Origin of the sequence: Gilliamella sp. CG13, from assembly GCF_046635805.1 — a bacterium.
Taxonomy (GTDB): Bacteria; Pseudomonadota; Gammaproteobacteria; order Enterobacterales; family Orbaceae; genus Gilliamella; species Gilliamella apicola_I.
In genome coordinates, this window is sequence record NZ_JBIDFM010000009.1 from 1 (window position 1) to 23,571 (window position 23,571).

Genomic DNA, 23,571 nt, shown 5'->3' on the forward strand with positions numbered 1-23,571 from the left:
AGCCCTAATCGAAGGATGGCAACAATACTACTGTCAGGTCATTGCACCTCAAAATAACACACTGTTTATGTGTAATAAATAAATTACGCATCACCCTTTATTTAATATTAAATAATATAAGGCGTTATGATGATTACATCCTAATGATTAACGCAGTTTTATAACGTTATATCAAACTAGTTTTATACAATCACAATTGTTTTTACTTCGATTGGGTTAAAAAATTTTTAACCTACTTAATCCCTGTTTATGTGATTTAACAATGGATAATGTGAACAATCAATTCAACTAGATTTATCAATTTATTACAAATAATAAATCAACAACAGCATGGTTTTTATATTATCACCTTATCGTTAAACCCTATCTTCTTTTTTATGGAGTCATTATGCCAATCACGACTGTTTCTAAGCTTGAAATGACTGAAGTTAGACGTTTGATAGCGGAAATTCTGTCTTTACCTGAAACAATTATATTTGAGGAGGATAACATACCCGATGTCTCTCGTTTAGATAAATTCATCACTGTTCTTAATATGTCTCAAACCGAGATAGGCAAAGAAATTTTATATTACGGTGAAGATGAAGAAGAAGTGATATCGACACTAAAAGAAGCAACAATTACCGTCAAAGCATACGGTAAAGATGCCTATGAACAGCTATGCAAATTAACAGAATCAATGCAGTTCACGCCTGTTTGGCAAAAGTTAAAGAAATTAAGAATGGGGTATCTTCGATGCTCCGATATTGAAAACGTATCTACAACTTCTGCAGACAAAACCGTTCAACATGCACAAGTAGATCTTATTTTTTCCATCAATCCAATCGTTAAAACCAGCGTTAAACGCGGTGATAGCGTTAATTTTACATTCGAGGTTACTAAATGAGTTTACCATTAAGTCAAGTCGTAGATGCAACTCTACAACAATCGCCAAGAGGGGCACAAAAACGTGACCTAAGCGTTGTGGCTATTTTTACAAAAGATATGTGTGAAGAATTCAGCAATAAAGATACTCGTTATGTTGTTGTTTCAGATGCAACAACAGTTGCAAATTTATTTGGCACTGATTCTGATGCATATCAAGCTGCTTGCGCATTATTCTCTGCTCAACCTAAACCGAAAACGGCATTGATTGCTAAATATATGCAAGAGGGGGTTACCACTAAAGCGTTGAGTTCAAAAATTAATGGCTCTGCTTTAGCTGTCAGCTATATTCAATTTAAGAGTATTAAAGATGGTTATTTTTCTTTTTACTTTGGTGATGCTAAACATCAAATTACTGCTCTGGATTTTAGCAATGTATCAAGTATGAATGATGTTGCAACGGTAATCAACAATAAATTAAAAGATTTAAGTGTTTCAATCATTTATGATGCGGTTGGTAATCGATTTATTTTAGTTGCCGGAAAAGAAGGTAAAGGCGACAACTTTGGTTATGTATTTGATGCTCAATTGGATGGCACCTATATTGGTAAATTCACACACTTAGTTGATGGCAAAGCTTCATTAATCAAAGGTGAGGATGCAACAACTTATCGAAAAGAGTCACCAGCAGAAGCTTTAACAGCTTTGCAAAATCAGTATCAAAATTGGTATGGTGTGTATTTTGCAAATACTATTACAGATAGTGAATTAGTGGAAGCGCATGATTGGGTTGTTGCTCAAGGGGTTGAAAATGCCAAAGTATTAGCCTATACCGAAACTCGAGAAAAAAATATTGAATACAGTGATGATAATGTTTTAAAAACATTGTCAAAACGAAATAGCGGACGCTTGATGGTTCAATATAACAACAAAGGGAATAACCATGCTGCTGCTGAACTTATGGGCATTGCGTTAACCACCGTATGGACAGGTATTAATACCGCTAAAACAGTCAAATTTAAACAAGAAGCTAGTGTTACATCAGACGACAAAATCACTGTCAATGAAGCGATGAAATGTCGTCGTTTAGGTATCAATTTTTATACAGATTATGCTGGTGTTAATATGCTTGCAGAAGGCGTTATGGTTGGTGGGACATTCATTGATGAAACCACAGGACTAGATGCATTCATTAATGCAATTCAAGTACAAGCATTTAATGCGTTACAAGGTGAACCGACTAAAATTCCACAAACTGATAAAGGACAACAACGCTTAATCAGCAAGTTAAAAATTATTGGTGAGCAATTTGTCAATAACGGTTTTCTTGGCATGGGTAAATGGTCGCTTGGCGATATTGGTGAGCTGAAATTTGGCGATACGGTGAATGGATACTATTTCTATTCAGATTCTTTTGATACGCAAGACACGGCTGATCGTGAAGCGCGCAAAATGATGCCAATTAATTGCGCATTGAAACTTGCTGGTGCAGGTCACAGCGTTGATATTATTGTTCAATTTAATCGATAAGGATACACGATGTCTAATAAATCTTTTTCTTTAGAAGATGCTGTCTTAACAATAGATGGCTATGAAATAACAGGTTATGAAAATGCTCAAGATTCCATTAGTATTGCACCCATAGGCGATGATGGTGATATCACTTATGGTATCAATGGTGAAGGGGTGTTTGTTAACACTTGCAATAAAGGTGCTACTGTCACGATTAAAACATTACAGCACACTGAAACTAACGAAGTATTAAATCAATTACGACAAGCCCAAATTAATAATCCTACAAAAGCTAAAGGTAAGTTAATTACCTATAAAGATTTGCGTAATGGTGATGAATTTTTATTGACTGGATGTTGGTTTACCACGCCACCAACTATTGCACGTGGTACAGCTCACAATGGTTTAACATGGACACTTAAAGCAACGAAAGCTGAATTTAACATCAAAGGAGGTCAATAATGGAAAACAAAGATTATACTTTAGATAATGTTGTTTATACCTTTAAACAAGCAGATTTTTACAAAGCCAATAAATATCTCAAAAAACTCACAGCCCTCTTAAAGGGCTGTTTTTCTGTCGGTGATACTACATCAGGATTTGATATTGGACAGTTAGCTTCGAATATTGGTACTGAGCAATTTGAAGAAATTGAGCGATTTATCCTCGATTATGTCACAGCCACAGATGAAGCTGGAAAAAAGATACTATTCCAAAATCCAAGAGAAGCCAGTGAATTTTTTAATGCGCATAGAAGTCATTATTACCAAATCATCATTGAAGGATTGAAGTTCCATTTTTTGGCTTTTTTACCAAGTGGCCTATTATCCAATCTAAATACGCTCAGCTTGGAGGAGATAGCCAAGAAAGCGATATAGATTGGTTTATGTGGAGTGTTATTGTCAACAATTATGCAACACTCCACGAATTAAAAACTGTATATTCACTTGATGATGTTATCGATATGCACCATGTGATAGCAGAAGTTAGATTGGCTGAAAAGCCAAAGGAGAATTAAAGTGCATCTAGAGCAATATTTGATAAAAATTGGTGTTGATATCTCACAGGTAAACAATCTAACTAAAGTCACGACTTTTTTAGAAATCAGTGCAATGAAGTTATCTAACATTGGCAAAGTTATAAATACTACACTTAATAATGCGATTAACGATGCGAGTCAATCTAATGAAAAAGCGGCTGAGTCATCTGAAAAAGCTAAATCTAAATTTGATATTTTAAAACAAGCTTTAACAAGTATTACGGCTGCAGCCAAAAACTATGGGGAAAAAATGATTAGCGCTTTTAACAGCGCTATTGATAAAGCAGAAGAACTTGCTGGCAAAAAAAATCTCTTATTTTCGATTTCGAAAAGTGAACTGGCACAAGTAAAGAAATATAAGATCGAACTTGAGAAATCCGGTCTTGCGATTGATAGCATAAAAACAAAAATTGCTTTAGGATTATTACCAAGGGTAACTGATCTTGTAATAAGCTTTAATAAATGGCTCAAAGCTAACAAGGAATTGATTGCCAAAGGTATCAACGTTGTAATTAGTGTTGTTTCGAATTTTATTCAAGTTATAAAACATGCTTTTGAATTTATCGATATGATAATTTCTAAGACCATTGGTTGGGAAAATGCCATAATAGCCTTGAGTGTTGCTTGGGCAGTCTTAAATCGTGCTATGCTGTTTAGTCCGATTGGGCTAGTCATCGGTTTGATAGCTGGATTATTGTTGATCATTGATGATTTTATGGTTTTCTTAAAAGGTGGTAAGAGTCAATTTGCTCCATTTTGGCAAGCCTGTATCGACAACATCAAAAATGCAATAACTTGGTGGCAAAATTTAGATAAAAACTGGAAAAGTATTATTTTTGCCGTATTGGGCTATTTGCTTTTATTAGGCGGAAAAATAGCGTGGGTATCAGCTAAAGCTAAATTAATTACCTCAATCTCCAATGCTATTCTAAGTATTGGTAATGCTCTCAAAACGCTTGGAAATTTAGTTAAAATTATTAAAACAATTGGCAGTGCAATAAAAACACTGACGTCTATCATGATAGCTAATCCTATTCTGGCTATTATTACTGCTATCGCTTTGGCTGCTTATCTTATTTACGATAATTGGGATTTTCTTGTTTCCTTTTTTTCTGATTTTTGGAATAAAGTTACTAATTTCTTTAAAAATGGTATAAAAGATATACTCATGTACTTTGGTATGAGTGAAGAAAATGCCGAGAAAACGGTCAATGCAATAGGCGCTACCTTTGACGCAATTTTAGACTTAATTACGGCACCATTTAAGGCTGCTTGGGAATTGGTTAAAAGCTTATTTACAATTTGGACGGATGATAGCACTTCAACAACTGAGAAAATTGGTCAAACCTTTGAAGCAATAACTGATTTTATTACAGCGCCATTTAAAGCTGCTTGGGAATTTATAAAAGGATTATTTGAGATTTGGGGTGTTGATGTCACTTCTTTTATCGATAATTTAGGAAAAACGTTTTCTGGTATTCTTGACAGTATTACGCAACCTTTTAAAGATGGTTTGAAATGGATTGAAGACAAGTTTTTTGCTGTCATCGATAAGATGAAAAGTAAAATAAAAGGTGTACTTTCTTTTTTTGGTTTTGGTAGTGATAAAGATGAACAAGCTCAAGAAGAAAATCTTAAAGCCACGAATTATTCCGCAACCCAAAATCTTGCACTCGTGAGTACAGATGTAGCAAAAGCTGGAGGTTTATCTGCATTAAATAAAAACGTCAATAATAACAGTGAAATAATAATTCATAATACAATGAATGTAACTACACCTCAGAATGGTCTCGATCAAGTTTGCAATCTTGTCGACAATGCTGCGAGACGGATCAATGATAATACAGTTACAGCGATGGGGTCTAACTGATGTTTCAATCTATTTTAAACAAATCATCAAAAAATAGTGGGTTAATTGTTACTGACAATTTTGTGTTCAGTTTAGATATTAATACTGTCGAACAGCATACATCAAAATTAAAAGTCACAGAAAATCCCATTGAAAATGGGGCTAATATTGCCGATCATGCAGTTTTAGAACCAAAAGAGATTTCAATAAATGGTCTTATTGTAGGATATGAAAAAAACACTTTCTCGATTGACCATTTTTTAGGAATAGATTTATTCAATTACCCTTTGCCGATGCCAATCAAAACTTTTGCAGCACAAGCGGAAAACATGGTAAATCGTTTTGCATCACATTTTCAAACAAGCGCTGAAAGGTTGAATCAAGTCGTTGCCGATTTTCTACCTGAATATCAGTCTCCTATTATAAATAGCTTATTTTCAGATCGTATTGCAGACGCTTACGAAAAATTGCTGGCAATTCAACGGAGTGGTGAACCTGTTATCCTGCAAACTAATGCTAAGCAATATAATAATATGGTTCTAAGTTCTGTGGGTTTGACTCAACAAAAAAATACTTATGGTGAGTTTTCCTTAACGTTTCGAGAAATTTTTATCGTCGAAACGCAAATTGCAAGTGGTCTAAATCAAACGGTTAAAAAACAGAATCTTGGTAAAACACAACCACAGAAAATCGAAGAACTAAAATCTGTTCTTTATAAGATTTTTAGTTGGTTTATTAAGTAATGTAGATAACTTCAAAGCTAAAAAAGTGATTAGTTGTTGGTAAATAAAGAAAATTTGAGAGATTAAGTATGTATATAATTCAGACAACTTATGATGATGTGCTAGAACAAACCTTTACATTATACGATATGAATTTACGATTAACATTAAGATTCAATACGGTATTAGTCGGCTACCAATTTGATTTGTTTGATATTAACAATAATCAATATATTACAACCAATAAAGGACTGTCTGTAGGCAGTCCAGCGCTTATTGAATTTGACCTTCCTTTTGTTTTAGTCCTTTATGACAAATCAGGATTAGGAATTAATGCAATAACGAAAAATGACTTACATAATCGAATGCAATTATTAATTATGACAAAGGATGAATATCGTGAGACAATTCGGGCGAGTTTTAGAACTGAAAATAGGCAATCGTAAAGAAAGTATTGTATTGAACAATCTTAGAGTCACTTTCTCGGTCAACAAAACACTTACTTCCGATCCTAACACCGCTGAAATTTCAATATACAACCTCAACGATTCAAATCGTAATTTAATCAGCACGAAACAATATGATTATGTAGAATTATATGTTAGTTATCAGGATGATGTCTTACGGATGATTTTTTGTGGTGATATTTTAACGGTGGAAAATCAACTTTCCGAGCTGGATATTATCACGACCCTAAGGTGTGCTGATGGTCACAAAGCTTTTACAGAAAAAGTTATTATCAAAACATTAGAAAAAGGACAAACTGACAATGATTTTTTTAATGAAGCGTTAAAAAGTTTTGGTTTAAAAAAAGGCAATGTTAATCTTCCTAATAATAAAGCACTTCCTCGCGGAAAAGTTTTCATGTGTGATACTCGCGAACTTATGCACCAAATAGCAAATAATAATGATGCCGATTGGTCTATCCAAGATGACGAACTGATTGTTATCCCCAAAAATAAGGCTATTTCAAATCATGAAGGATTTGTTATTTCAAGAACGACGGGCATGATAGGAACGCCTAAAAAGACAGATAAAGGGTTAGAAATAACAACATTATGTAATCCGCATTATAAGATAGGTGCATTAATTCGAGTTGAATCTAAACTCACAGAACTTAATGGAGACTATAAAATTAATGCGTTACAACATAGTGGGGATCTATATGGAAATAACTGGCAAAGCAAATTACAGTGTATTTTTGGTAACTTCGAAAAAATTTGATTTGTTATCAATTTAGATATAGGATGAGCATCCCAATATAATTTATAAAAGGATGGAAAAATGAAAAAATTACTTGTACTTTTAATGTCTATAACTTTATTAACTGCTTGTGGCGATAAAAAGATTGATGCTTCAACACCTGAAAAATATCAAGAATCATTAGCTGAAGTTGTAAAAGACCTTAACTTCAGTGAAGCGCAATCTTTTACAGCAGCTTTGAGTAAAATTAATATGCAGGCGGCTACCGAAGCAAATTACGATAATAAGAAAATGGAAGAAATCATGAAGCAAAAACTTGATGGTAAAACTGTTTCCGAAGTGATTAAACTTGCTGAGCAAATTAATTAAACCTATTAATGCAATCAAATGAATATTCTTGATTAATATCTAAAAAAGATTGCAATTTTTGGGATCTGGTCATTTTTATTGTTATTGTACCATTGTTTAGATGTTTTAAGTAAAGCTTAGTAAAAACAAAGTTAAACGCTTAATCGAATCAAACATTTTACTGTAATATTAAAGTTAGCAGATATACGCTAACGTTCCCGAAGCTAAAGATTGCAATCTCAACGTAATTTTTTTATTTCCATTCGTTTCAAATATTTTCTAATCTATCAAATCAAAATTAAATTTCTGATATATTTCTATAAAACAATAAGTTATTTTAATTAAAATAATCATTATATCAGTCAATACTAGACAATTACTCTGTAACCAACAATAAATTAACCACCTGCCAAAGGTGGTTTTTTATTGGCTTAAATTCGTAGGTAAATTATGGTTGATACGCTATACCAAGCAATTGAAAATCAAATTAAACGTGCCCAATCAAATATTTATACGGCATTGCCTGCAAAGGTGATCAGTTTTGATGGTCATACAGTGCAATGTAAACCGATGATTAATAGAGTATTAGCAAATGGGGAAGAGATATCGATTCCGCCATTGGTTGATGTTCCTGCACAATTTCCTCACGCCGGCGGTTTTTGTATTACGGTGCCTATCAAAGCAGGTGATGAAGGTCTGGTGGTCTTTTCCAGTCGTTGCATTGATGGCTGGTTTGCATCGGGCGAAGCATCAAAACCGCTTGATAATCGTATGAATGACTTAAGCGATGGTTTTTTTATCGTTGGTTGTAACAGTGTACCTAACAAAATTCCAGATTTTTATCATGATGGCGTATCGATGCAAACAGATGACGGGCAAACTCATATTCGATTAACGGAAGGAACAATCTATATCAAAGGCAATATTGTACATGAAGGAAATAAGCAACAGTTTGGAAACTATGACCAAATTGGTAGTTTCAATCAATCTAATGGCAATACAATTAGTGCCGGCATAATCACTGCACAAGATGTCATAACAAACAAAGGAATTAGTTTGAATACTCATAGACATACAGGTGTGAAAAGCGGCGATGACACGACAGGAGAGCCAACATGAAAGTAAGAGAGCTAGACAATAATCATGATTGGACATTTGGGCAAGGTTTGGCTAATTATTTACATCAGTCAGATGCAATAGCCCAGTGTGTAAAAACTAAATTATTATCCTTAAAAAAAGATTGGTTTTTGGATCGCAATGACGGTATTGCCTGGTTTGATTATCTTGCTAAAAACCCAAATACTAAACAGTTGGAAATTGATATAAAAAAACAAATTTTCAACATTGAAGGTGTGATTAGTATTGATGAGTTCGATATTTTATTGGATAGCGAGACGCGTGAGTTTCTCATTCAAATTACCTACACAGATAAATTCAACAATTCTAATGAGGCTTCATTTAATGTTACAGATAACAGATAAAGGAATTGTTATTGATGATTTTGACACAATTAAAAATCGTTTAATAACAAGTTTTAAATCGATTTATGGTGAAAATGTCAATTTAGATAGTGATACGCCAGATGGGCAATTGCTCGGTTTATTTTCTCAGGAATTATCGAACATACATCAAGCAGTATCATTTATTATTCAGATGTTAGACCCTTATCAAGCGACTGGGCAGTGGTTGGAACAACGGGCAATGTATGCAGGATTAACCAGAATAACCGCATCATATTCATACATCGATGAAGTCATTTTTAATGGAATGCCAAACACATTGATTCCTCAAAACGCTATTTATGTTGATAAAAACAAAAATAAATGGGTAACAACTGAGCCAATAAAATTAAATGATTTAGGTAGTGCTCGTTCAAAATTTAGGTCGCTAGAGTTAGGTCATTATACCGTTAACGCAATGGATGAATTTACACCGAGCACTATTATCATCGGCATAGATAAAATTACTGCCAACACCCAAAGCTATGGCGGAGTTGATGAAGAAACTGATGCTCAACTATTAAAACGCTTTATGTTATCTCATTCAATCAATAATTATGATGATCGCCAAGGCATACAGTCTGCATTAATGAATATAACCGGTGTGACTAAATGCGTAGTATATGAAAACTATACGAATAAAACGGATGAAAAGGGAGTGCCTGCTCATTCATTTAATGCCGTGATCCTTGGTGGCGATGATGAACAAATAGCAGAGGTGATCACTAAAAAGAAAATTGGCGGTTGTGGACTATTTGGAAAAATTGAGACGATGTATTTATTAGATGAAATACCTCGAAAAGTTTACTTTGATAGACCAAGAAAAGTCGATATCAATGTCTCAATGACAATTGGTCGTTACAAATCTTTTAATGATATCAATTCAGAACAGATTAAAGCTAATTTAAAAAGTCTTGATTTTGGAATTGGTGAAAATGTGTATGCATCCCGTATTATTTCAAGCATTAACTTAGTTGACGGATTTTATATTAAAGAACTCGCTGTAAACAGTGCCAACATTGTCAATATCGATTATCGAGAGTATGCACAGATAACGCATATTGAGGTGCTAATAGATGAATAGAGAAAAATTCCTCATTTGGCAATATCGTACAAAACCCAAGGCATTAGGTACTATCAAAGCTATCAATAAAGAGACAGGTAACACGTTTAACAATGTCATTCAAATTGCTGATGTTCTCAGCATCAACGACGCGACAGGTTATGCACTTGATTTGATTGGTCGTCATGTTGGCGTCTCGCGCGTGTTACCGTCTGCTATCACCAAAGAATATTTTGGATGGTTAGAAGATAACACAGCATTATCATTTGATATTGGTGAATTTTATCGACATGGCGACGCTTTAACGGCATCTGTTGTATTAAATGATAGCGATTATCGTTTCTTTATTAAGGCAAAAATTACTAAAAATTATCAAAGTGGTGAAATATCAAACATTGTAAAATCAATTAAATTCGTGATTGGCAAACATGGAAATATTATTGATTCCCAAAATATGACAATGAACGTATTAGTTAACAGTGATCAACTCAATTCACTTACTTTGTATGCAATTAGTAAAATGGATATTTTAGCCCGACCTGTTGGTGTTATGTATCAATATATTGTTCTAATTAATAATGAACCGTTTGGATTTTCGCATGACAATGCATCATTCGGTTTTAATTTAGGCAAATTTGTTCGACTTCAAGAAATAGGAACTATTCAATGATTATACAAAAAAAACCAGATTATTTAATCTTTGCAGATTCAGCAAAAAAAGGGGAAGTTACGGATTTTCCTGATGTAAGTCGAGGCTGGGGAATCACCATCGATCAAACCGCATCAAAACCCCCACTTGAATGGATGAATGGCGCATTTAACCGTATTGATAAAAATATGCTGTATTTGCTGCAACAAGGCGTTCCGGAATGGAACGAACAAGTTTTGTATCCCGCTAATGCTATCATTAAATACAATGGTATCCTGTATACAGCGATTGTTAGTAATGATAATGCCCGCCCTTCAACAAACACAACTAAATGGAAAAAAACACAGGATGAAATTCCTAATGCTAGTATTACACAAAATGGTATTGTTAAGCTTAACTCTTCAGTAAACAGTACATCAGAAATAGAGGCTGCCACACCCAAAGCTATAAACTCTGCATATAATCATGCATCTAATGCTCATCAACGTATCACAGAAGTGCATGATATTGTGCACAATATAACTGATAAATTTAAGAATAACGAATTTGAAACAGAAGTATGGTCTCCAGATAAACGCTTCTTATTTGTGGTGCGTAATGACGGGATTGTTGGGATGTATAGCACATTAAAAAATGATTTTTCATGGTTTTTTAATCATGATGGAGCTTGTGTTGCATATATTGAAGCCCATAGAGTTGTCGGATTAGATAAGTTTGTAAATGATAGAGTAATACCTGTTGGAGTTCCATTACCATGGCCACATGAATATCCTCCATTTGGGTATTTTGCATGTAATGGTTCACAATTTGACAAGAATCAATTTCCGCTTTTAGCTGCAGCCTATCCATCTGGATTTTTGCCTGACTTACGAGGGCTATTTATTCGAGGTAAAGACAGTGGTCGAGGGCTCGATCCTAATCGTGTGATACTGAGCTTTCAGGATGACGCAATTAGAAATATTTGGGGAGCTGTATGGCCAATTTCTGAAACTTTTGGACAAAATGGCGCATCTGGTGCTGGTGCATTTAGTCCTTTTGAACATATTGCTAACGGCACACCAACTAAGGTAGATTGGGGAAATGCAGGAGGATTCAATTTTGATGCTTCACGTGTTGTTCCCGTTGCTCATGAAAACCGTCCTCGCAATATCGCATTTGAATATATAGTTAAAGCTGCTTAATTTAGGAGATGTATAATGAAATATAAATTACAACCAGAATCAGTAATTTTGGATAATAACGGGATTACAACAATCGCTGGGTGGACTGTTGTTTACAATGTCGATGCCAATACAGGAGAATTTCTTTCTGCTACTTATCAATATTTACCAGTAGGTGTTGGTTTACCTGCTTTTTCATATATTGATGCACCGAAAAGTGTTAATAATGAAAAAGCGATCGTTCGTCAAGGTAATAAATGGTCATATCCAAATGATTATCGAGGTCAAAAAATTTATTCTACTGAAACAGGTGTTGAATCGATAATGCAAAATATTGGGGAAATTCCAAACAATTACACGATGCTTAAACCTGAAAGTGAATTTGACGTATGGGATGGAAAAAACTGGCGACTTGATCACGATAAAAAGCATCAATATGAAGTCAAAAAAACAACAATTCGAAAGAACCAATTGATTGATGAAGCAACCAATCAGATCAGTTATTTACAAGATGCCGTAGATTCCCAAATTGCTACTGAACTAGAAATCATATCTTTAGCAGAATGGAAAAAATATCGGGTATTACTTAATCGAATAAATACTGATCTAGCGCCTGATATCACATTCCCTGAAAAGCCTAATAAATAAATTTAATCATTCAGGATAATTGTATTTATAGAAAATAATGCAGTTATCCTGAATTCCCTCAGCAATTTCTACCAAGTTCAATTTTCCATTTCTAATCGTTTTACCTATCGTAATTTCTCTTTCATACACGAAATATATCTTAATTATGTCCTCATTATAATAATCGACAAGATAGTAACATCACTCTTTTAACTCCATACTAATATATCTATAAACTATATATTACTTATTTACTAAATAATTCCATATTTTTAATCTAAGATTCAAAGTGAAAAAGTGTAGTAAAAAACGAGTTAAATTTTTTTATATCAAATTATTTGCAATACTATTTTAACAATTTAAAATAAACTAAAATGTGAACTCTTGATAAACCTTTTCGAATAAGGCTTTAGAATGGTACGCCCGGGTGGACTCGAACCACTGACCCCCACCATGTCAAGGTGATGCTCTAACCAACTGAGCTACGGGCGTAATTTTGAAACACGCAAATATTAGCTTTCAAATTGATTACAAGCAAGTAAAAAAATTATTTTTTGGTTGTTTTTTCAGCTGTTGAACATTTTTGACTATAAAAAACACAAAATTTGTTAGTTTTAAAACTATAACAAATCTAAATTGAAAACAAATATCAGTTCAAGGTGGTTTGTTGCTTTAAATTTAGCTATACTCGATAAATTAACAGCAGTGATTTATTTTTAGGTTAGCATGTCGATAAAAGATCAGATTGATACAGTTTTGCATAATGTTTTTGGTTATAAATCTTTCCGAAATCAACAAAAAGAAATTATCGAATCGATTATCGATGGGCGTGACACTTTAATTATTATTCCTACTGGTGGTGGAAAGTCGTTATGTTACCAAATCCCCGCTGTAATCCTACCCAAAACGGCAATCGTGATTTCACCCTTAATTTCATTGATGAAAGATCAGGTAGATCAATTAGCCGCAAATGGTATTCCTGCTGCTTATCTAAATGGTTCTCAATCGTCATCCGAACAGCAAAATGTCATTGAACAATACCTTAATCATTCTATTAAGCTTTTATATATCTCACCAGAAAGATTGGCATTAGCGTATTTTCAAAGTTTAATCGAACAAAATCCACCGTCTTTAATCGCAATTGATGAAGCACATTGTATTTCACAGTGGGGGCATGATTTTAGACCTGATTATCGGCAATTGGGACAACTTTCAGCACGTTTTCCTGGTGTGCCGATTGTTGCTTTAACGGCTACTGCCGATAAAATGACTCAAGCGGATATTATTACCCAATTAAATTTAGTGGATCCCTTAGTTGTCGTTCGTAGCTTTGATCGTCCAAATATCCGTTATACTGTTGTCGAAAAATATAATTTAACCGACCAAATTGTCTCATTCATTGAAACCCAAAAAGGGAATAGCGGCATTATTTATTGCGCTAGTCGTTCAAAAGTAGAAGATATGACTACCAGACTTGCTGCACGGGGATTTTCCGTTGCAGCTTATCATGCTGGACTGACTAATCAACAACGCCAACAAGCACAAGAAGCTTTTTTAAAAGATGATATACAAATCATTGTTGCAACCGTTGCTTTTGGGATGGGCATCAATAAACCAAATGTTCGTTTTGTTGTTCATGCCGATTGTCCACGCAGTATCGAGGCTTACTATCAAGAGACCGGGCGAGCAGGGCGTGACGGTGTGCCGGCTGAAGTTATGCTACTGTTTAATGCCAATGATCTGAGCTGGTACCGACAACAGATTAGTGAAAAAATGGAAGGACAACACAAAGATGTTGAATTCCATAAAATCGATGCAATGCAATCATTTGCCCAAAGTTTAACTTGCCGTCGTATCGTTTTACTCAACTATTTTGGTGAACAACGACACGAACCTTGTAATAACTGCGATATATGCCTTTATCCTCCTGAACATTATGATGGTTTAGTTGATGCGCAAAAAGTATTATCTTGTATATATCGTGTTGAGCAGCGCTATGGTGCGCAATATATTGCAGAGGTTTTACGAGGATCAAACCGATCGAAGATAAAAGAAAACGGACATGATCGTTTATCTGTTTATGGTATTGGAAAAGAACACTCCATTGATTATTGGCTTCATGTGATAAGGCAATTAATTTATCATGGCTATCTAATACAAAATATTGCTGCGTATAATACCCTACAATTAACAGAGCGTGCACGCCAAATATTGAAGGGTGAAATTGCATTATCCTTGGCTAAACCACGACTTGAAATTGTGAAGAAAAGTCGTTTAAATCGTTATGCAAGAGCAATAAATTTAACCACTATCTTATCTTATGAAGAGCGTATTTTATTTGGTTATCTTAAAAAATTACGTAAAGATATTGCCGATAGTGAAGATGTTCCACCTTATATTATTTTTAGTGATGCAACCTTACTCGAAATGGTACAAACGATGCCTGAAAGCAAACAACAATTACTCAATATTACTGGTGTTGGTAAAATTAAATTAGAAAAATATGGCAATCTTTTTCTTGATAAAATTAAAGAATTCATGATTAACAATATATAATATTAAAACTATTTAAAAATAAACTTAGCATAATAATTATTTTTATGATCCAACAGGAAAAGTTAAATAATTAACAACCAATAAAATGGAGCTTTTTATGTCAACAATGAATGATATGTCTCAAATGCTTGCATTAGTATTATTGCTACTAATTCTTTTTTTAGGCGATATCGTATCTACACGAACCAAAGCATGGGTGCCGTCAGTTTTTGTTTGTGCCGTGCTTTTCTTAGCAGGTTACTTCACTTTCTTCCCAAAAGATATTGTCGCTCGAGCAGGAATACCCAAAGTCGTTGCTGTCATGTTTATGTATCTGTTAGTCGTTAACATGGGAACTTTACTTTCAGTTAGAGAATTACTGCGCCAATGGAAAACTATCGTTATTTCACTGTCAGGCATTGTTGGAATCATCATTGTGGTTGTGATCGTTGGATACTTATTTTTTGACTACAATACAGTTATTGTTGCGATTCCACCTTTAGTGGGTGGGATCGTTTCCGCGATTATAATGGCAGGCGGAGCAACAAAAGCCGGTTTGCAAGATCTTGCCGTGTTCGCCATTATTATTTATGTCATGCAAGGTTTTATTGGTTATCCTCTCACTTCAATCATGCTTAAACGTGAAGGGCGCAGAGTGCTTAAACAGTATCATGAGGGTACATGGAATGCTTTAAATGATCCTAAGTCTACATCGAATAAACAAGAAACCGAATCTAATGATGAACATCCAATGCCAAAAATGTTTGCGACGTTTTCAGCACGGTATAACACAACCTATTTTATTTTTTTACGAATTGCGATTATTGGCTTTTTTGCTTATTACGTGGCGAAAGTCTTGGATCCTATTATTAGTATAAGTCCATTTGTACTTTGTCTATTATTCGGTGTAATTGCCGCATCGTGTGGTTTTCTTGAACGTCATCCTTTAAAAAAGGCGGGTGGTTTTGGTTTAGCTGTCATGGGACTTATGCTGTTTATTTTTGACACATTAAGTCAAGCTACACCTGACATGCTAGTAAGATTAATTACGCCTTTGGTTGTCTTTATATTAGCAGCTGTACTTGGTATGTTTATCTTTTCGCTTATTGCCGGAAAAATGCTAAACGTTAGTCGAGAAATGGCGTTTTCGATAGCACTAACAGCACTCTATGGGTTTCCTGCTGATTATATTATTACCAATGAAGTGATTAATAATTTGACCAAAAATGAAAAAGAAAAAGAGGTACTTACTCGTCATATGTTACCGCCTATGTTGATTGGTGGATTTATTTCAGTCACTATAGTGTCGGTTGTTTTAGCAGGCTTTATGGTCAATATGATAGTCGCCCCTGCAATACAGTAAATGATAAATGTCTACAAGTTTGATGACAACTAATCGGATAACAAGATTTAAGAACAGTTTTTCTAACTATCTTCTTAATATGTTTTCAATATCAAACGCATTAATTTTGATGGACTAAATAACAAGAACAAAGGTAGTAAAATGATAAATCAAGATATTAAAAAGATAGTACAACAAAATATAAAAGAAATGGTCGCTTTTCGCCGTGATTTGCATCGTCACCCAGAATTACCGTGGGAAGAGTTCAGAACGACAGATAAAATTGCAGAGCAGCTTGATAAAATTGGCATCCCTTATCGTCGTACTGAGCCAACCGGTATTATTGCCGATATCCAAGGCGGAAAACCAGGTAAAAGAATTTTATTGAGAGCTGATATCGATGCGTTACCGGTGCAAGAGTTAAACGACAATATTGATTACAAATCAACCATAAACGGTAAGATGCATGCTTGTGGACATGACACGCATGCAGCCATGCTACTGACTGCGGCAAAAGCGCTTTATGCAATACGTGATCAACTAAAAGGTAATGTAAGATTAGTTTTTCAGCCTGCTGAAGAGATCGCACAAGGTGCAAAAGGCATGATAAAACAAGGTGTATTAGATGATGTGGATACAGCCTTTGGTATGCATATCTGGTCACAAACACCTGTCGGAAAAGTATCCTGTGTGGTAGGTTCAAGTTTTGCTTCTGCCGATTTGCTCACTGTCCGATTCAAAGGAAAGGGCGGGCATGGCTCGATGCCTCACGACACGGTTGATGCTGTCATGGTGGCATCTTCATTTGTGATGAACATACAATCGATTGTCTCACGTGAAGTGTCTCCGCTTACCCCGGCGGTGGTCACCATAGGAAAAATGGATGTCGGCACTCGTTTCAATGTTATTGCGGAAAATGCGGTTTTAGAAGGTACAGTTCGCTGTTTTAGTGTTGAAGTGCGAAATAAAATTGAAGATGCTATTCGCCGTTATGCCAATCAAGTTGCTGCAATGTATCGTGCAACGGCTGAAGTAGAATACATTTATGGCACCTTACCCGTCATTAATGATGAACAATCTGCGCTATTAGCACAAAAAGTCATTGTTGAATCGTTTGGTGAAGAAGCCCTTTATTTCGAGCCACCAACAACTGGCGGCGAAGACTTCAGTTTTTATACTGAAAACATTCCTGGTGCATTTGCATTAGTGGGTTCGGGTAATCCTGAAAAAGATACACAGTGGCCACATCACCATGGTTGTTTTAATGTTGATGAAGACGGCATGATTATGGGCGCAGAATTTTACGCACAATATGCTTGGTCATATTTGAATCAATAATAAATATGAATAATCCAACCATTATGGAATCGAAATAATGGTTGAGATTTATCTACTCTGGATTCAAATTTTCAACTACAATGAATCTATATTAGTAAACACGCCCATATTTCTGAATAACTAACTACAACAAACTCAATTTATTCTTATCATTCATTTCTTATTAATAATCTATCTATTAAAAGCATTCCATTAAAATAAACGTCAATAATAAAAATTGACTGGATTTTCATTCAATAAAGTATTGTAAATTGTTTACTGTCATCTTAAAGACTAATTTTACGCTTTATGATATTATTGATGCCAAATTGATTAGTTATACGCAATGGTGAATATGAGTTATCAAGTTCTGGCACGCAAATGGCGACCAAAATCATTTACTGAAGTCGTAGGGCAACAGCATGTCCTCAAGATTCTATCAAATGCACTTTCGCTAGGTCGAGTTCATCATGCTTATCTATTTTCAGGCACGCGTGGTGTTGGCAAAACCTCCATTGCTCGCTTACTTGCTAAAGGCTTAAACTGCGAAAGTGGGATTACTGCCACGCCTTGTGGGGTATGTGATAATTGTCGTGATATTGAGCAAGGCAGATTTGTCGATCTTTTAGAAATTGATGCCGCTTCACGAACTAAAGTTGAAGATACACGTGAAATATTAGATAACATTCAATACTTGCCAACTAAAGGGCGCTTTAAAGTCTATTTAATTGACGAAGTGCACATGTTATCTCGCAGCAGTTTTAATGCCTTGCTAAAAACATTAGAAGAACCACCAGAACATGTCAAATTTTTGTTAGCAACAACCGATCCACAAAAGTTACCGATTACCATATTATCACGCTGTCTACATTTACATTTAAATGTGCTAGATACTTCGCTTATATCGGAACAGCTTTCTCACATTTTACAACTTGAAAAAATTGAATCTGAACCGAAGGCGATTCAGTTATTAGCCAAAGCGGCTAATGGTAGTATGCGAGATGCCTTAAGTTTAACCGATCAGGCTATTGCCTTAGGTAATGGCGTTGTTGATGCGCAATCAGTCAGTGTTATGTTAGGGACACTGGATAAAACAATTCCTTTTTTATTGGTTGAGGCACTTTATCAAAATGATGGCAATGCTTTGATGCAACAGATTGAAGCAGCTGCAACACAAGGCGTGGATTGGGATAACTTATTGGCTGAAACCATTACGCTTTTGCATCAAATCGCTTTATTACAAATTGTACCAACAGCATTGGGTGATTATACCGATAATGAAGAACGAATACGCTTTTTAGCACAATACATTGCGCCAAATGATATTCAGTTATTTTATCAAATATTATTAATGGGGCGAAAAGAATTAGCCTATTCACCCGATAAAAAAATAGGTGTTGAAATGAGCTTTCTAAGAGCATTAGCATTTCAACCAAAAACTAATGATAACAATAAGTTAGTGTCAAATACAAAGCCAACGGTTCAGGCACCGCAGCCATCAAAGCCTTTACCTATTCAAGCATCAGCTAGTAAGAGTGACATATCAAACGCCACATCTGACTCGATGAGTAATGTACCGCCCGTGACTGATATTCATCAAAAATCAGCATCTGGCACACCACAATCAGAGCACAATTTTCAACAAGATGAGTTAGAAAAGACATCACGTATTGAGAGTAACGCACAATCTGATATAAAACACTCTCAAAATAATCAGCAACAACCGGCTAAACACGATATGCCGATCCCAGATGATGTCTCTTCAATGACGAAAAGTATTTTAGAAATGCGGATGCAATTAATACAAGAGGAACAAAATAAAAAAAAGTCTGAACTGGTTGAAAAAAATCAACCAATTCAGGCGAGTATCAATGCATCATTAGCGCATGGCACAGACAAACGTTCACACGTAGAGTCAAATGAAAATAACTTAAATAAGCCTGATAAGGATGAAGAGCAAATTACCGCAGAAAATTATCAATGGCAGGCGTGTGGGCTGATTGAAACCAAAGATGAATTAATCATTGATACGAAAAGTTTTCGCGAATCATTAAATGGTGATAAAACACCTGAAATGATGAAAAAATTAATTGATGAAATGGCGCAAAAAGACGCATGGTGTGCCGAAATTGAGCAACTCGATATTGCGCCTTTAATTAAGCAAATTGCGATAAATTGCTCTATTGAACAAATAGATGATGAAAATATCGTTTTACATTTGCGATCAGCGGTAAAACATCTCATTAATGCATCAGCAAATATTTCAAAATTAGAAAAAGCAATGTCGAATTATCGACAAAAACCGTTAAAAATTAACGTTATTATTGATGATAATCAAACGATAAAAACACCTTTGGAAATGCGTGAAGATCTTTATCAACAAAAACTTGCGCAAGCTAAAGTGACAATTAATCAAGATCCAAAAGTGGCAATGATCTGCCAATATTTTGAAGCCAAGATTGATGAAACAAGTATTCGTCCTGTATAATTATGGACTAAATATATTTAACGAGGAATAATTATGTTTTCAGGTGGAAAAGGCGGTTTGGGTAATTTAATGAAACAAGCCCAGCAAATGCAAGCAAAAATGCAGCAAGCGCAAGAAGAAATCGCCAAATTAGAAGTAACAGGAGAGTCGGGTGCAGGAATTGTTAAAGTCACCATTAATGGCGCTCATAACTGTAAACGAGTTGAGTTAGATCCGTCATTATTGAATGAAGATGACAAAGAGATGTTAGAAGATCTTATTGCAGCAGCTTTTAATGATGCAACTCGCCGACTAGATGAAGCTCAGAAAGAGCGTATGGCTCAAGTTACAGGTGGAATGCAATTACCACCAGGTTTTAAAATGCCTTTTTAATTTAAGCAAATTATCATCTGTTTCTACTCACTATTTTGCCGAATTGGTCGGCAAAATTTTTCCTTTTATTGCCTGTCTATTTATACAGTTTTTCTTTATTATTTCAATTTCATCAGGTAAACTAAACAACAATAGTTTATACACTCGATATCAATGACAACATACACTTTACTCATTAATACTGTATTTGATTGAGTAATTATTCTTTTTTCATTGTTACATGTCATTGATAAATCTGATAACACTCAATATTAAGGATTAATTGTGATAGGTCGTTTACGCGGAATCATTATAGAAAAACAGCCACCCAAAGTGCTTATTGATGTGGGCGGTGTCGGTTACAATGTTTTTATGCCCATGACCTGTTTTTATGAATTACCCAACAATGGTCAAGAAGTTATCGTTTTAACACATCTGATTGTTCGTGAAGATGCCCAATTATTATATGGATTTAATCATGAACAAGAACGCGAATTGTTTCGTGAATTGATCAAAGTGAATGGCGTTGGACCAAAATTAGCATTGGCAATATTATCAGGAATGTCGGCTCAACAATTTATCGTGGCGGTTGAACAAGGTGAAATCAAAACGCTGGTTAAATTACCGGGCGTGGGGACTAAAACGGCAGAACGATTAATTGTGGAAATGAAAGATCGTGTTAAACGCTTTGGTGAAGAATTATCTGACTCAATGACCATTGTTGAAACTGGCAATATCAAAAAATCCTCAAATCAAATTGAAAGTGAAGCTGTTTCCGCCCTTATTGCTTTAGGCTATAAGCCACAAGAGGCCAGCCGTATAATCAGTAAAGTTATCAAGCCTGAAATGGATTGTGAAACGCTTATACGTGAAGCATTAAAATCAGCGTTATAAAAAGGTAAGCATTATGATTGAAGCGGATCGTTTAATAGCTCCACAAGCTCAAAAAGAAGAAGAGTCTCTAGATCGTGCAATTCGTCCAAAGTATCTGGATGAATATATCGGGCAACCTCATGTGCGTGAGCAAATGAAAATTTTTATTCAAGCTGCAAAACAGCGTAGTGATGCTCTCGATCATGTTCTTATCTTTGGCCCTCCCGGGCTGGGTAAAACGACCTTAGCAAATATTGTTGCTAATGAGATGAGTGTTAATTTGCGCACTACCTCTGGCCCAGTTTTAGAAAAAGCGGGTGATCTTGCTGCCATGTTAACTAATTTAGAGCCTAATGATGTCCTTTTTATCGATGAAATTCATCGATTATCGCCAGTCGTTGAAGAAATCTTATATCCGGCAATGGAAGATTATCAACTAGACATTATGATTGGTGAAGGTCCTGCTGCACGTTCAATAAAAATTGATCTTCCGCCTTTTACCCTTATTGGTGCGACAACAAGAGCTGGTTCATTAACATCGCCATTACGTGATCGCTTTGGAATCGTACAACGCCTTGAATTTTATCGTGTCGAAGATCTGGAATATATCGTTAGTCGAAGTGCCAAATTTTTGGGTATGGATTTATCCTGTGAAGGGGCTCATTTAATTGCTAAACGTTCACGAGGTACCCCTCGAATAGCTAACCGTTTGTTACGTCGAGTCAGAGATTATGCTGATGTAAAATCAAAAGGTATTATCGATGAAAAAATAGCGACCCAAGCACTCGATATGCTCGATGTCGATAATGAAGGTTTTGATTATATGGATCGCAAATTATTGCTAGCTATTATTGAAAAATTTATGGGTGGTCCGGTTGGTTTAGATAATATTGCTGCTGCAATTGGCGAAGAGCGAGAAACGATTGAAGATGTGCTTGAGCCTTTTTTAATTCAACAAGGTTATATTCAAAGAACACCAAGGGGCAGAATTGCAACACCGCATGCTTATCGGCATTTTGGCATTATTCACGAATAACGATTTTAATCAGTTTAAATTATTAATAGATCTCTAAATTAAATGGATTAAATACCGTCAATTGACGGTATCTTTTATTTTAAGTCATCCTAATTCTTTTTCGGTAAAAATCCCGCTAAATAAGTCAGTACTTAAATAACGTTCACCTGATGAAGGTAATATTACCACAATGGTTTTATTGCTATTCTCCGGTAAGTTAGCCAATCTATCAGCGGCAAAAACTGCTGCTCCTGAAGAGATTCCCGCCAAAATTCCCTCCTTTTCCATTAAAATGCGCGCAGTTTCGATCGCTTCTTCATTCGATACTTTTTCCACTAAATCAATTAAACTCAAATCCAGATTAGCAGGAATAAAACCCGCTCCGATACCTTGAATTTTATGTGGCCCTGGTTTAAGCGGTTCGCCAGCAAGTGCTTGAGTGATTACAGGTGACTGGCTTGGTTCGACCGCAACCGCCGTAATATTTCGACCTTGGGTATTTTTAATGTAACGTGTTACGCCTGTGAATGTTCCGCCTGTTCCTACCCCTGCGACAAAAATATCTATCTTTCCATCAGTATCAAGCCAAATTTCAGGCCCGGTTGTTTTTTCATGAATTTCGGGATTGGCTGGATTGCTAAATTGTTGTAGCATAATATTACGTTTGGGATTACTTGCTACCATTTCCTCAGCCTTTTCAATGGCGCCTTTCATTCCTTTTGACGCTTCTGTTAGAACTAAATTTGCACCTAATGCTTTCAACAATTTTCGTCGCTCAATGCTCATGCTTTCAGGCATGGTTAACGTTAATTTATAACCACGCGCTGCGGCAACGGCTGCTAATGCGATACCTGTGTTACCGCTGGTGGGTTCAATCAATTCAACATCCGGCGTTAATAAACCACGCTTCTCCGCATCCCAAATCATATTTGAAGCTATACGACATTTAACACTAAAACTGGGATTGCGTGACTCCACTTTAGCTAAAATATTACCATGACCAAAATGCTTTAAACGAACAAGAGGTGTATAACCAATAGTTTGAGAATTATCATCAAATATCTTACCCATGAATAAATCCTTATTAAAATATTAGAAAGGGATAGCATTGGAAC

23 protein-coding genes and 1 tRNA gene are annotated in these 23,571 nt (G+C 35.3%); 22 read left to right on the top strand and 2 right to left on the bottom strand.

The window, feature by feature from the left end; translation table 11 throughout:
- The first annotated feature begins 388 nt into the window (after positions 1-388).
- The 15 genes from ACGH6R_RS10205 to ACGH6R_RS10275 all read left to right on the top strand — a co-directional run bounded on the left by ACGH6R_RS10205 (position 389) and on the right by ACGH6R_RS10275 (position 12,556).
- Positions 389-886 (top strand): LIC_12616 family protein, encoded by a 498-nt coding sequence (locus tag ACGH6R_RS10205; protein ID WP_411590786.1) that lies wholly within the window; start codon positions 389-391, stop codon positions 884-886.
- Complete coding sequence (locus ACGH6R_RS10210; RefSeq protein ID WP_411599691.1) at positions 883-2,394, top strand: DUF3383 domain-containing protein; 1,512 nt, start codon at positions 883-885, stop codon at positions 2,392-2,394. Before ACGH6R_RS10205 ends, ACGH6R_RS10210 begins: the two co-directional genes overlap by 4 nt.
- Positions 2,395-2,403: 9 nt before the next feature.
- A complete protein-coding gene (locus ACGH6R_RS10215) occupies positions 2,404-2,838 on the top strand; it encodes a phage protein (protein ID WP_065558727.1) in 435 nt (144 codons plus the stop codon).
- Positions 2,838-3,254, top strand: coding sequence for a phage tail assembly chaperone (locus ACGH6R_RS10220; RefSeq protein ID WP_267380003.1), 417 nt, complete (start codon positions 2,838-2,840; stop codon positions 3,252-3,254). Before ACGH6R_RS10215 ends, ACGH6R_RS10220 begins: the two co-directional genes overlap by 1 nt.
- A gap of 141 nt (positions 3,255-3,395) precedes the next feature.
- Complete coding sequence (locus tag ACGH6R_RS10225; protein ID WP_411599692.1) at positions 3,396-5,285, top strand: hypothetical protein; 1,890 nt, start codon at positions 3,396-3,398, stop codon at positions 5,283-5,285.
- On the top strand, positions 5,285-6,007 hold the full coding sequence (locus tag ACGH6R_RS10230; RefSeq protein ID WP_411590779.1) for a phage baseplate protein: 723 nt from the start codon (positions 5,285-5,287) through the stop codon (positions 6,005-6,007). Before ACGH6R_RS10225 ends, ACGH6R_RS10230 begins: the two co-directional genes overlap by 1 nt.
- A 68-nt stretch (positions 6,008-6,075) precedes the next feature.
- On the top strand, positions 6,076-6,432 hold the full coding sequence (locus ACGH6R_RS10235; protein ID WP_267351846.1) for a phage baseplate plug protein: 357 nt from the start codon (positions 6,076-6,078) through the stop codon (positions 6,430-6,432).
- Entirely contained in the window at positions 6,386-7,210 is an 825-nt protein-coding gene (locus ACGH6R_RS10240; RefSeq protein WP_411599694.1) for a phage protein, read from the top strand. Before ACGH6R_RS10235 ends, ACGH6R_RS10240 begins: the two co-directional genes overlap by 47 nt.
- A 60-nt stretch (positions 7,211-7,270) precedes the next feature.
- Entirely contained in the window at positions 7,271-7,558 is a 288-nt protein-coding gene (locus tag ACGH6R_RS10245) for a DUF6694 family lipoprotein (protein ID WP_267351849.1), read from the top strand.
- Between the two features lie 429 nt (positions 7,559-7,987).
- Positions 7,988-8,656, top strand: a complete 669-nt coding sequence (locus tag ACGH6R_RS10250) for a Gp138 family membrane-puncturing spike protein (protein ID WP_411599696.1) — start codon at positions 7,988-7,990, stop codon at positions 8,654-8,656.
- Complete coding sequence (locus ACGH6R_RS10255; protein ID WP_267351853.1) at positions 8,653-9,018, top strand: hypothetical protein; 366 nt, start codon at positions 8,653-8,655, stop codon at positions 9,016-9,018. The genes ACGH6R_RS10250 and ACGH6R_RS10255 overlap by 4 nt, the downstream gene beginning before the upstream one ends.
- A complete protein-coding gene (locus ACGH6R_RS10260; protein ID WP_411599697.1) occupies positions 8,999-10,120 on the top strand; it encodes a baseplate J/gp47 family protein in 1,122 nt (373 codons plus the stop codon). The genes ACGH6R_RS10255 and ACGH6R_RS10260 overlap by 20 nt, the downstream gene beginning before the upstream one ends.
- Positions 10,113-10,769: a DUF2612 domain-containing protein gene (locus tag ACGH6R_RS10265; RefSeq protein WP_267360076.1), complete on the top strand. Its 657-nt coding sequence runs from the start codon at positions 10,113-10,115 to the stop codon at positions 10,767-10,769. Before ACGH6R_RS10260 ends, ACGH6R_RS10265 begins: the two co-directional genes overlap by 8 nt.
- The gene (locus ACGH6R_RS10270; RefSeq protein WP_411599698.1) at positions 10,766-11,929 is read left to right on the top strand and encodes a tail fiber protein; all 1,164 of its coding nucleotides are present in this window, start codon (positions 10,766-10,768) and stop codon (positions 11,927-11,929) included. The genes ACGH6R_RS10265 and ACGH6R_RS10270 overlap by 4 nt, the downstream gene beginning before the upstream one ends.
- 15 nt (positions 11,930-11,944) lie before the next feature.
- Positions 11,945-12,556 carry a tail fiber assembly protein gene (locus ACGH6R_RS10275; RefSeq protein ID WP_411599699.1) on the top strand — a complete coding sequence of 204 codons (612 nt, stop codon included), beginning with the start codon at positions 11,945-11,947 and terminating at the stop codon, positions 12,554-12,556.
- Positions 12,557-12,950: 394 nt separating this feature from the next.
- On the opposite strand, the gene ACGH6R_RS10280 is transcribed toward ACGH6R_RS10275, so the two are convergent.
- Positions 12,951-13,027: transfer RNA gene (locus ACGH6R_RS10280), tRNA-Val, on the bottom strand.
- A gap of 234 nt (positions 13,028-13,261) precedes the next feature.
- Here ACGH6R_RS10280 and recQ point away from each other — a divergent pair.
- The 7 genes from recQ to ruvB all read left to right on the top strand — a co-directional run bounded on the left by recQ (position 13,262) and on the right by ruvB (position 22,477).
- A complete protein-coding gene (gene recQ, locus ACGH6R_RS10285; protein WP_411599701.1) occupies positions 13,262-15,091 on the top strand; it encodes a DNA helicase RecQ in 1,830 nt (609 codons plus the stop codon).
- A gap of 115 nt (positions 15,092-15,206) precedes the next feature.
- A complete protein-coding gene (locus tag ACGH6R_RS10290; protein WP_411599731.1) occupies positions 15,207-16,433 on the top strand; it encodes a hypothetical protein in 1,227 nt (408 codons plus the stop codon).
- A gap of 141 nt (positions 16,434-16,574) precedes the next feature.
- On the top strand, positions 16,575-17,750 hold the full coding sequence (locus tag ACGH6R_RS10295) for a M20 family metallopeptidase (RefSeq protein ID WP_411599702.1): 1,176 nt from the start codon (positions 16,575-16,577) through the stop codon (positions 17,748-17,750).
- Between the two features lie 334 nt (positions 17,751-18,084).
- Positions 18,085-20,217 carry a DNA polymerase III subunit gamma/tau gene (dnaX, locus tag ACGH6R_RS10300; protein WP_411599704.1) on the top strand — a complete coding sequence of 711 codons (2,133 nt, stop codon included), beginning with the start codon at positions 18,085-18,087 and terminating at the stop codon, positions 20,215-20,217.
- Between the two features lie 33 nt (positions 20,218-20,250).
- Complete coding sequence (locus tag ACGH6R_RS10305) at positions 20,251-20,589, top strand: YbaB/EbfC family nucleoid-associated protein (protein ID WP_411599705.1); 339 nt, start codon at positions 20,251-20,253, stop codon at positions 20,587-20,589.
- Between the two features lie 264 nt (positions 20,590-20,853).
- Complete coding sequence (gene ruvA, locus ACGH6R_RS10310) at positions 20,854-21,462, top strand: Holliday junction branch migration protein RuvA (protein ID WP_065558172.1); 609 nt, start codon at positions 20,854-20,856, stop codon at positions 21,460-21,462.
- 13 nt (positions 21,463-21,475) lie between these two features.
- A complete protein-coding gene (gene ruvB, locus ACGH6R_RS10315) occupies positions 21,476-22,477 on the top strand; it encodes a Holliday junction branch migration DNA helicase RuvB (RefSeq protein ID WP_267351879.1) in 1,002 nt (333 codons plus the stop codon).
- Between the two features lie 84 nt (positions 22,478-22,561).
- On the opposite strand, the gene cysK is transcribed toward ruvB, so the two are convergent.
- The gene (cysK, locus tag ACGH6R_RS10320; protein ID WP_267351881.1) at positions 22,562-23,527 is read right to left on the bottom strand and encodes a cysteine synthase A; all 966 of its coding nucleotides are present in this window, start codon (positions 23,525-23,527) and stop codon (positions 22,562-22,564) included.
- Between the last annotated feature and the right edge of the window lie 44 nt (positions 23,528-23,571).

Excerpts from the sequence above, each read along its gene's own strand:
- ACGH6R_RS10205 (WP_411590786.1), top strand. The coding sequence starts at position 389 with ATGCCAATCACGACTGTTTCTAAGCTTGAAATGACTGAAGTTAGACGT.
- ACGH6R_RS10210 (WP_411599691.1), top strand. The coding sequence starts at position 883 with ATGAGTTTACCATTAAGTCAAGTCGTAGATGCAACTCTACAACAATCG.
- ACGH6R_RS10215 (WP_065558727.1), top strand. The coding sequence starts at position 2,404 with ATGTCTAATAAATCTTTTTCTTTAGAAGATGCTGTCTTAACAATAGAT.
- ACGH6R_RS10220 (WP_267380003.1), top strand. The coding sequence starts at position 2,838 with ATGGAAAACAAAGATTATACTTTAGATAATGTTGTTTATACCTTTAAA.
- ACGH6R_RS10230 (WP_411590779.1), top strand. The coding sequence starts at position 5,285 with ATGTTTCAATCTATTTTAAACAAATCATCAAAAAATAGTGGGTTAATT.
- ACGH6R_RS10235 (WP_267351846.1), top strand. The coding sequence starts at position 6,076 with ATGTATATAATTCAGACAACTTATGATGATGTGCTAGAACAAACCTTT.
- ACGH6R_RS10245 (WP_267351849.1), top strand. The coding sequence starts at position 7,271 with ATGAAAAAATTACTTGTACTTTTAATGTCTATAACTTTATTAACTGCT.
- ACGH6R_RS10250 (WP_411599696.1), top strand. The coding sequence starts at position 7,988 with ATGGTTGATACGCTATACCAAGCAATTGAAAATCAAATTAAACGTGCC.
- ACGH6R_RS10255 (WP_267351853.1), top strand. The coding sequence starts at position 8,653 with ATGAAAGTAAGAGAGCTAGACAATAATCATGATTGGACATTTGGGCAA.
- ACGH6R_RS10260 (WP_411599697.1), top strand. The coding sequence starts at position 8,999 with ATGTTACAGATAACAGATAAAGGAATTGTTATTGATGATTTTGACACA.
- ACGH6R_RS10265 (WP_267360076.1), top strand. The coding sequence starts at position 10,113 with ATGAATAGAGAAAAATTCCTCATTTGGCAATATCGTACAAAACCCAAG.
- ACGH6R_RS10270 (WP_411599698.1), top strand. The coding sequence starts at position 10,766 with ATGATTATACAAAAAAAACCAGATTATTTAATCTTTGCAGATTCAGCA.
- ACGH6R_RS10275 (WP_411599699.1), top strand. The coding sequence starts at position 11,945 with ATGAAATATAAATTACAACCAGAATCAGTAATTTTGGATAATAACGGG.
- recQ (WP_411599701.1), top strand. The coding sequence starts at position 13,262 with ATGTCGATAAAAGATCAGATTGATACAGTTTTGCATAATGTTTTTGGT.
- ACGH6R_RS10290 (WP_411599731.1), top strand. The coding sequence starts at position 15,207 with ATGTCTCAAATGCTTGCATTAGTATTATTGCTACTAATTCTTTTTTTA.
- ACGH6R_RS10295 (WP_411599702.1), top strand. The coding sequence starts at position 16,575 with ATGATAAATCAAGATATTAAAAAGATAGTACAACAAAATATAAAAGAA.
- dnaX (WP_411599704.1), top strand. The coding sequence starts at position 18,085 with ATGAGTTATCAAGTTCTGGCACGCAAATGGCGACCAAAATCATTTACT.
- ACGH6R_RS10305 (WP_411599705.1), top strand. The coding sequence starts at position 20,251 with ATGTTTTCAGGTGGAAAAGGCGGTTTGGGTAATTTAATGAAACAAGCC.
- ruvB (WP_267351879.1), top strand. The coding sequence starts at position 21,476 with ATGATTGAAGCGGATCGTTTAATAGCTCCACAAGCTCAAAAAGAAGAA.
- cysK (WP_267351881.1), bottom strand. The coding sequence starts at position 23,527 with ATGGGTAAGATATTTGATGATAATTCTCAAACTATTGGTTATACACCT.